This is a genomic window from Streptococcus oralis, assembly GCF_001579175.1.
Lineage (GTDB): Bacteria > Bacillota > Bacilli > Lactobacillales > Streptococcaceae > Streptococcus > Streptococcus oralis_O.
In genome coordinates this window covers 312854-321874 of record NZ_KQ970759.1, presented here as the reverse complement: position 1 = coordinate 321874, position 9021 = coordinate 312854, and the positions used below count along the sequence as shown (strand labels likewise).

Sequence of the window (9021 nt, the reverse complement as noted above, 5' to 3'; positions counted from 1 at the left end):
AGGCTGGATATGGACTAGGATGGTTTTCCACATCAACTAAGATTGTCAAATAATAGTGGTCATTCATCTTATAGAGTTCAGATGTTTCCATCTGGTAGTTAACCGTCTTTGCAAAAGCAACTAGGTCAGCAAGATTTGCGAAACGCAAGATATAGTAGATATAAGGTTCCTTCTTGCTCTCAGTCTCCTTGTTCGCTTGCTCCAACTCTTCTTCCTTAGCCTCGACTTGCTCTAGGGATTGAATAGCCTCAATATCATCCTTGGTTTTCTCTGCGATACTCTTTTCTAGTGTCTTGAGAAATTCATCTGGCGACATTTGGGCTAATTCTTCCATGTCTGGTAGATCCGCCAAATCTTCAAAATCCAAATTTTGGTCAATCTTGGACTTGGTCACAAAGACATCCACCTTATCTGGTTTTGGTGTTACACGAAAACTCAACATGCCACTATCCAAGAAATTGTCTGGCATCTCTAATTCATCTAAAATCGCATAGAAAAATTCTTCTGTTTTTTCCTGAGGAACGAGAAAGTCTGCAATCTCCATTCCCCGATCCATCAAATCATCTAAAGTCATCGTGATTTTCAGTGTTGTATCACTAATTTGTTTCATCTTCATATCTAGTAACCTCATACTTTCAGTCTATCTATTATACTAGATTTTTACGATTTTATCAAAAGAATGAAGCGAGAATGTGATATAATACTAGATATGATTTTAGATTTAAGAAAGAAAGTTCAATGAAAAATATAAAAGTCAATGCATTGGCCAGCTTGCTGGTCAATATTCTCAATATCGTTTTTCCTCTGATAACCAACCCTTATCTGACGCGAATTCTCAGCAAATCCAACTACGGTTACTTCAATACCGCCAATACCTGGGCCAGCTTTGTCATTCCACTAGCAGCCTTTGGAATATACAACTACGGGATTCGTGCTATCAGTAAGGTTAAGGACGACAAGAATAAAATCAACTATGTCTTTTCTAAGTTGTTTTATATTTCGGTTTTCACTTCTCTCCTGACGACTGGTATCTACTTCCTCTTTATCTTCTTCGACACCAGCATTGTGAACCTGAAAGTCCTTTACTACATCCTAGGAGCTCAGGCACTCTTCCAATTCCTCAATATCGAATGGATGAACGAGGCTTATGAAAACTATGCCTTCATCCTCTACAAGACATTGATTATTCGGATTGCCATGCTGGTTGCTATCTTTACCTTTGTTAAAACTGCAGATGATATCGTTCCTTATGCTATCGTTATGACAGCAACCACTATCCTAAACTACCTGCTCAGTTTTCTTTGGATCAAGAGAGAAGTTTCCTTTGTCAAAATTGGTCTTGTGGAATTAATCAAAGCATCTAAACCGCTCTTGACTATGCTTCTCCTAGCGAACGCCAACATGCTCTATACCTTGCTTGATAGAATGTTTATCACCAAGGGACCCGATGAAAACTACATTTCTTACTACACTATTGCTTCCAGCATTGTCATGCTGATAGCCAGTGTCTTAAGTGGGGCTCTCAATGTGAGCATCCCACGTCTCGGCTACTATCTCGGTAAGAAAGACTACACCTCCTATAAGAGTCTTCTGAATCAAGGGGCTGCCCTCTTTTACTTCCTCATCGTTCCAACCAGTATTGGGATTATGGTATTAGGGAGCTACGCGGCAGTTATCTACTCTTCTGAAAAATACCTCGAAGCTGGAATCGTGACTAGTGTTTTCGCCTTTCGTACCATCATCTGGGCTATCGAGTTGATCCTTGGTAAACAAATTATCTTTATCAATGACCACGAAAATCGCTTGACTGCCTTTTACTTCCTTGGTGGCGGAGCCAATATCCTCTTCAACTGCCTCTTGTATTTCAATAATATTTTCGCACCAGAGTACTATATCGCTACGACCATTCTTGCGGAGACTATCGTCGTTCTCTTGGAAATTCGCTTTATCCAGAAACACCACCTAATTGATTTGAAAGAAATCTTTGCTACTCTAACACGCTATACTATTGTGTCCCTTGGATTCATCCCTATTTATTTTGTGTTTAAATTCCTTTTCCAGGTCAACTCTTACACAGTCAACTTCAACATGATTCTCATGGTTCTCTCGACTGTTGCGGCTTGTGGTATCTATTATCTCTTGACACTCTTTATCGCCAAAGATAAAACACTCCACTATGCTCTGGACTTAGTACTTGCTAAGCTTAAAAGAAATTAAAAGAACACCCTACTGATAGATAAAAATCTATCAGCAGGGTGTTTTCTTATTTATTCTTTCTTATCAGAAGCATTGGCTTCTGGATTTGAATCTTGTTTTTCTTGTTCAACAAGATTAGAATTTGTTTCTTGTTTCTGTTCTGGCTTGACTGCCTCGCTATTTACAGCAGCAACAGCCTGTTTCCAGATACCTTCTTCGTTTACCTTGTAACCATCAGGTGTTGTTGCGTTCTTCAACAAAGAACCATCAGCTTGGAAATAGTACCAATTGCCATCAAGCTGTTTCCAACCCGTTTGCATAGCTCCGTTCGGACCAAAATAGTAGGTCTGAGCATTCACCGTATGAAGACCGACCAACATGGTTCCACTTTCTTTTTCAAGATAATACCACTTGTCTTGATCTTTGATCCAGCCAGTCTTCATGGCGCCACTTGCTTGGAAGTATCGATACTGACCATCAATCCACTTCCAACCTGTCTGCATAGCACCGGAAGTGCTAAAGTAGTACTGTTCACCATTTACTGCATGCAGACCGACCAACATGGTTCCTTCCTTAGCATCCAGATAATACCAAGTGTCCCCATCTTTAAGCCAGCCTATTTGCATAGCTCCTGAAGTGGCATAATAATGCCAACTATCATTTACCCACTGCCAACCAACTTGCATGATTCCTGAAGACTTGAAGAAATAGTTCTTTCCATTAATTTCTTGCGATCCGACTGCCATGATACCAGTTTCTGAATCCAGATAATACCAAGATTCGCCCGATTTTAACCAGCCCGTCTTCATGGCACCAGAGCTAGTATAATACTGCCAACCCTTGTCCTGCCATTGCCAACCAGTTTGCATGGCACCACTTGCCTTGAAATAGTAACGAGAGGCATTGATTTCTTGATTTCCAGTTAGCATATTGCCGTCTTTATCAAGGTAGAACCAAATGTCTTTGTCCTTGACCCAGCCAGTTTGCATGGCGCCTGAATTCACAAAGTAGTTCCATTTACCATCTACCAAGGCCCAGCCAGTTTGCATGATACCTTCTTTGTCAAAGTAGTAAGTTTTGCCTTTGATGTCTTTCTTACCAACTGTCAAAATACCGTCTTCATCATAATAGTACCAATTTGAGGCAATCTTTTGCCAAGATGATGCTTTGCCCTCCGACAGCAGGGCACCACTACTAGCAAAGACCATCTTCTTACCATTATAGACCTGAAGGCCAGTCAGCATCTTTCCATCTTTGTCAAATAGATATTTTTGCCCATCAATTTCAACTAACTGACTATAGCTCCTTGCTCCACTTGAAGCAATATAATACCAAGTACCATCGTGTTTAAACCAGCCAGTATCTTGCATTTGTCCATTGTTGTTCAAATAATACCAGTTACCATCAGGTTTTTCACGAGAGTCGTTCAAATGAAGCCATCTACCTGCCTGCATTTGTCCTTGCCCATTAAAGAAATAGTAAATACCATTTATTTTGCGCCAACCGATTGCCATCTGATCATCAGACAAACGATATTTCCAATAACCATCTTCTTTATACCATCTTTCACTAACAGTAGGAATATTAGGTAGTGAATCGGACACATTTGTAAAACCACTTCTGCTAATTGTAAAGACTGTTGCATCCTTAGTCTGGCTAGAAGCATGAACTACCTCAATACCATGTTTCTTAAGATAGTCTCTAGTTGTAGCAAGATTGGCTTCTGCTGCGGATGTGTGTACCACCATACTAGGAGATAAAGAGTCTAAGAAAGGAATCGTATTTGAAATGTGGGCATCATAATGATGGTTCCATTTCATCATATCCACTTTACCAATTTCAGGACCTAACTTATCCTCTGCCCCCTCAGCATTATCCAAGTCACCACCGAGATAAATCTTTTTCCCCGCTACGGTAACCACTGCCACAATCGAATTGGAATTATCATCATAAACTCTCTTGAGTTTGCCATCACTGTCATATTCGTTTTTATAGTTATATAGCTGAATATCCATGTCACCTAAAGTGAAGTGACTTTCCTTCTCAGTGATGTCTTGTACAAGAGTTACACCACGCTCTAGAGCTGTCTTGACAGCATTGTCATAATTAAAAAGATTGTCCCACAATCGCCATTTTGATGTGATGCGCTCATCTGAGTATCTCTTTAGATAAAATCTGTCTACAGGATAACGTTTCAGAACTTCATCCGCAGATCCAATATGGTCACTATGGACATGGGTTCCTAGAATAAAGTCAAGTTTCTTAATACCGAGCTGTTGCATATGTCTGAACAGTCTGTCCTCTAATACATACTCATTGTTTGTACTAATTCCTACACGACTTGGATATCGTGGATTACTTCCATCTGGAAAATCATAGTCTTCACCCATATCAATCAAGGCATAGTGACCATTACTTTCTAGAATAATGGCATCACTTCCTGATACTCCTTTGGTATTGATAAAATGGATTCGATTGCTTGAAGTATCTGCCTGAACTGCTGGCGTCAAGAATCCAGAGACGAGCAACAAGACTAGGGAAATAAATACAAGGGTTTCTTTTATCTGATTCTTTTTCATATAAACCACTTCTTTCTTTAGTAGCAGAAACTAGGATGGAAGATTCATCCTGGTAGTAACTTTTCTAGCTTCTTTCCATCAATATAAAACAAAAAGAGGGAAGGAGAAGCCTGATTGTTACACTAGAATAGGGACTAGAGTTAACAAGGAAGAACTTCACCATCCCCTCTTTTCTTGTATTTCCAAGTTTACTTTTTCAAAAGTACTTTAGCCAATTTAGCATCTCTTTGTTTGTAAATTGGATTTTCTTTCCAGTTGTAATGGGTATTAGGGATTTCAAAATCCTCACCATACAAGTGACTGATGTATTCTCTTGTATTTTCTGGAACTTTTACTAGAATCTCTTTAAAACTGCATTCACTTAGTGATGTAAAGGGTAATTCATAGTGGTAGACTTCATATCTTGTTGGATTTCCCAAGGCATTTGTCATGTAGAAAATAGTATCTGAGGAGATGGCATTCTCCTTTTTATCATAGACAATAAAATCCACATTGAGGCCCTTGTAACTATAGGATAATTCTACAAGCTTATCATTGTAATAGAACTCTTTGCTTCTAACAAAGCCTTTCTCCAAAAGAACTTTCTCATCCTTTAAAAAGGCTTCATAGTCTGGGATAATAATCCCAAAGTCCATATCTAAATCATGCGGAATCAAATCATTTTCCCTGTAGAAACCAAGTAAAGTCCCAAAGTCTAACCAGATATCATAGGATTTCAGATTCGATTGATAGATTGCCTTCAGAATATCTTCAAAGTTTTCTTTGAGCAAATTGCTTCTCTTTGAATCTAAGTCGATATTGGCTTTTTTATTTAAACTCTTGATAATAGGTAGGTTTTTAACCAGGTCTTTCTTATCTCCTAAGAGGCTGGCTAAACTTCTTTTTAACCATTGTAACACGTCCTATCCCTCCTTTATATAAGCGAGGAAGTCATCATGCTTCACTCGTTTTTCTAGGGGAGGAATTTCCATAAAGTCATCTCCGTAGATGGCAGAAAGGATTTGCTGATAGGCCACAGGAATTTTGTAAACTCTATCTTCAAATGGACTGTCAATCGTTGTATCCAAGAAGGACTTGTCAAACTTCGTAGAAACTCTTTTGTTCTCCATGAGGTAGTCAATGAAGTCTCCATCTTTTCCTTGCATAGATAGGATGTTCATCTTTCTATTCCAAGTTTTGACCCGAGTCAAACGGAATACAAGGACAAGTAGATATCGGACGATATTCTTGAGTTTCGCATTCTTATTATGGATGCCATAAAGTGTATAGACTGATAAACGACGGTAAGTATCTAGTTTTACCATGTCTTTGTTAACATCAGCATAATAGTCAAATGGGAAAACATCCACACAAATTCCTAAATCGATATCATTTTCGATATAGTTGTTATCATAGACTGTTCGCGCATCATAAACTCGGTAAAATGGGTAAGGGTACCGAGCGTCATTTTCCCAAGAAACCACTTTGTAGACTGGGTCATTGTCTTGCAAAATTGCTTGATACAATTTATCGTATTCATCGCGTTTCAAGGAGATATCAATATCGTCATCCCAAGGAATGTAGCCCTTGTGTCTTACTGCTCCCAGCAAGGTTCCATAAGCCAGTGAATAGTTGATGTTCTCTTTTTGACAGAGATTGTGGATATAATCCATGACACCTAGTTCAACTTCTTTGATCTCTGCTTCGTCTAGCTTTCTGTAGCCATCTCTTTTTTTATAGAGAACAGAGAAATAGTAACCTGAAATCACAAACAAGATACAACCCTGTAGAGAAATTCCATAGAAGGTTGAACTCAAGAACAAGTTAGAAATGAGAATAACAACAGTCATCAACAGAATGGTAATCAATTCATGATTGTGGCGACCCTCTTGGAGGTCTTTCTTATATTTCTTGAGACTTGAAATAATGAAGGCAAGCATAAAGATAGCCAGCGGGATAAAACCTGTCAGACCATCATAGAATAACAACTCAAGGTAGCCGTTGTGAGTAAGATAATGTTGTTTGATGATATAGGCTGAAGCATCATATTCTTTACCTAACTCATACCAGTTTCCACCTGAATATCCAAATAAGGGACGTTTAGGGATAAAGGAAGCTGTTGACTGCCAAATAGCAAAACGGTTATTAGAGATATTTTCTTCGCTGGTGTCTGTTCTCTCAAGAGAGAGATTATTGTCCCCATTTTGTCCATTTTCTTGGTTTTTTTGGATTTGAGCTGAGTGAGCTTTCAAGTAAATATCGCTACTATATTTGATACCATTATAGCCGACAAATACCAATCCTACTGTCACTAGAACAGTAAGAAGTGACTTAGCTTTTTTAGTCCAGTTAGCCGTCATTAAAGCATATAAGAAAGCAACGACTACCAAACAGATATAGGTTGTCCTTGAACCTGACAAAACAATATAAGCAAAATTTAGCAGAATTGATAAGATAGCCAGAGTTTTAAGGACGGTATTGTAGAGTGACAAGCGCATCCACAAATAAATAATCACCATCAAGGAAATAATAGAGAGATAGTTGGGACTGGCAAGGATCCCAAATAGACGAGATTCTACAAATCCTTGGCGGATCAATAAGCCCTTGTAATCAAATACGCGGTAACCTTGCAACATGAAGAATTGCCAAATTGAGACAAGAACACCTAGGGTATTTGCGACAGTGATGACTGAAAAGAAGACATCAAATAGAACACGCGCTTTTTTCACTGTGAAAGACTGAAAGACAGGATAGAGTGCAAAGAAATAGATGAAAAAGACGACTAAGTTCTTTATGTTTGTTGAAAATCCATACTTTACAACTAAGACCGCGGTCAGGATATTCATTATAAAAAAGAGAATCAAATACTCAATTTTTCTGACAGTCAGATAGGCTTTTTTGATAAAGAAATTATAAAGTCCCAACAAAACGCCCATGAGAGTCATGCCAAGAGTGACAAATTTATTGGCCGAAATGGCCTGAAGTGGGACAATCAAGCCTGCCATACAGTAAAAAGATATAACTGATAAAAACAGCAGATTGATTTTAAAATAGTTTTTTTCAATAAATGAAATCATTGTTTCTCCTAACGCTTAGTTTGTGCAAGCAAGATTTTCGTATACAATTTTCGACTCAGGCACAAAGCTAAAAAGCTCACTTTTCTTGCTCTTGTAAAACGACTATCTAAAAGAATGTTCTTTGTGTTTTTCTTTAGATAGGCAATCAAACGGTCTTCTAAGACCCTATCCTTGAAATCTGCATCAACCAAGAGCCTATCCAATACATAGAAGTAAGCCCAGTTTAAACGCATGGTTGCAACATCTGCCAGTTCAGGATAATTCTCTCTTATAATAGTCGCGTTTTGCTCATAAGCCTCAATAACGTTTAAGAATTTCAAGGAGAATTTTTGAGTCGTGATACTATTTTCACGGTGAACATAGTAGTATTTCTTCTCATTTGTTGCGACAACCTTGCGACAGTGATGAATCAAGGCAATCATGATAAAGGCATCTTCTGCTATTTTGCCAATTTCAAATCGTAGTTGTTCAAAAAGTTCTTTTTTATAAAGTTTATTGACAGCTGTGACAGAGAGGATTTTAGCTTCCATGACCATTTTAATGGCCTCTTGGGGAGCTAATTCCCAAGTCTGAATCGCTGCAACTTGCTTTTCTGGAATTTGGTGGTAGACATCATAATGTCCACACATAGAAAGATCAGCATTGGATTCTAACATTTGACGATAAAGGGTTTCATACATGTCTTCATCAATGTAGTCATCACTATCGATAAAACCAATCAAATCAGAACTTGCTTCTTCAATCCCTCTATTTCGAGCGTCAGACAAGCCACCGTTTTCCTTGTGAATGACACGAATCCGTTGATCTCTTTGAGCTAATTGATCACACAGTTTTCCACTAGAATCCGTTGAGCCGTCATTGACAAGAAGAATTTCCAAGTTGGTATAGGTCTGTTTTAAAATGGATTCGACACACTTCTCCAGATAGGCTTCTACATTGTAAACTGGAACGATAACGCTTATTTTTTCTCTCATCATGCTCCGTATTCTCCCTTGTACTCTGTGTAACTCTTGTCCATGTCTGCTATAATGGCATCATGATGCGGCACTTGCTTGTCTGCTGATGGTGGTGTCATATAATCCCCAAAAGCCGTGCTGAGATAGGCATCATAGCCGACGGGGATGGGCATCTCAGTTCCTTCAAATGGCAAGAAGAGATTATCTTCAAAGGATGCGATTGGGTACTTGTTT

6 protein-coding genes and 1 pseudogene are annotated in these 9021 nt (G+C 38.6%); 1 reads left to right on the top strand and 6 read right to left on the bottom strand.

Going from position 1 to position 9021, the window contains the following annotated elements; translation table 11 throughout:
* Positions 1-616, bottom strand: a 616-nt coding sequence (gene mecA, locus SORDD24_RS01620; protein WP_061406890.1) for an adaptor protein MecA, incomplete at its 3' end; no start/stop codon positions are given.
* A gap of 122 nt (positions 617-738) precedes the next feature.
* Here mecA and SORDD24_RS01615 point away from each other — a divergent pair.
* The gene (locus tag SORDD24_RS01615; RefSeq protein WP_061406888.1) at positions 739-2217 is read left to right on the top strand and encodes an oligosaccharide flippase family protein; all 1479 of its coding nucleotides are present in this window, start codon (positions 739-741) and stop codon (positions 2215-2217) included.
* A 50-nt stretch (positions 2218-2267) separates the two neighbouring features.
* Here the strand turns inward: SORDD24_RS01615 and SORDD24_RS01610 are convergent, their stop codons facing one another.
* The 5 genes and pseudogenes from SORDD24_RS01610 to SORDD24_RS11520 all read right to left on the bottom strand — a co-directional run.
* Positions 2268-4775, bottom strand: a complete 2508-nt coding sequence (locus SORDD24_RS01610) for an MBL fold metallo-hydrolase (protein ID WP_061406886.1) — start codon at positions 4773-4775, stop codon at positions 2268-2270.
* 188 nt (positions 4776-4963) lie between these two features.
* Positions 4964-5674 (bottom strand): LicD family protein, encoded by a 711-nt coding sequence (locus tag SORDD24_RS01605; protein WP_061406884.1) that lies wholly within the window; start codon positions 5672-5674, stop codon positions 4964-4966.
* A gap of 3 nt (positions 5675-5677) precedes the next feature.
* Complete coding sequence (locus SORDD24_RS01600) at positions 5678-7831, bottom strand: LicD family protein (protein ID WP_061406881.1); 2154 nt, start codon at positions 7829-7831, stop codon at positions 5678-5680.
* Between the two features lie 8 nt (positions 7832-7839).
* The gene (locus SORDD24_RS01595; RefSeq protein ID WP_196757255.1) at positions 7840-8808 is read right to left on the bottom strand and encodes a glycosyltransferase family 2 protein; all 969 of its coding nucleotides are present in this window, start codon (positions 8806-8808) and stop codon (positions 7840-7842) included.
* Positions 8805-9021 (bottom strand): annotated as a pseudogene (locus SORDD24_RS11520) (2-C-methyl-D-erythritol 4-phosphate cytidylyltransferase); the annotation flags it as partial. The pseudogene SORDD24_RS11520 and the gene SORDD24_RS01595, both read right to left, overlap by 4 nt.